Below are 563 nucleotides of genomic sequence, written 5' to 3'. Positions count from 1 at the left end.
TGTCCTGACGTTCCAGTGCGGACCGGCGCCGCAACCCGTGCAGCCGGCACCGGTGCCCGTTCCAGTGCCGCCGCCGCCTCCGCCGCCGCCTGCACCGGCGCCGAAGCACATCACGCTCGAGGGCGACGCGAACTTCGACACCGACAAGGCGACGCTGCGGCCCGACGCGCGGGCGAAGCTCGACGCGCTGATCGATGCTGCGCGCGGCGTCACGTTCACCTCGGTCACGGTGAACGGCTACACGGACTCGAGAGGCTCGGCGGCCCATAACCAGGGCCTGTCGGAGCGGCGCGCGCAGTCAGTAGCGCAGTACCTGCACGATCACGGCCTGCAGTCGCAGCGGTTCGGGACGCATGGCTACGGGGCGAGCAATCCGGTCGCCACCAACGCGACGGCGGCCGGCCGGGCACAGAACCGCCGTGTGGAGATCACGCTGGAATAAGCGCGAACAGGCTCGAACAAGCGCGAAAGAATGCCAGCGCGATGGTGTCGTCCGCGGCAGCAGGCGGACGTTCGGCGGACTGCCGCTCCCCGAGGCGGTCCGTCATTTTTTTCCGCGTCGC

The 563-nt window shown here is 70.0% G+C and carries 1 protein-coding gene; it reads left to right on the top strand.

The window, feature by feature from the left end:
* Nucleotides 1–442: OmpA family protein (locus tag PXJ20_RS32940; protein WP_421057518.1), on the top strand; the 442-nt coding region annotated here is incomplete at its 5' end.
* Nucleotides 443–563 lie beyond the last annotated feature (121 nt).

Origin of the sequence: Paraburkholderia sp. A1RI_3L (assembly GCF_048957895.1) — a bacterium.
GTDB classification, from domain to species: Bacteria; Pseudomonadota; Gammaproteobacteria; order Burkholderiales; family Burkholderiaceae; genus Paraburkholderia; species Paraburkholderia kururiensis.
The sequence above is the reverse complement of the archived record's forward strand: the minus strand, read 5'-3'. Positions and strand labels throughout refer to the sequence as shown.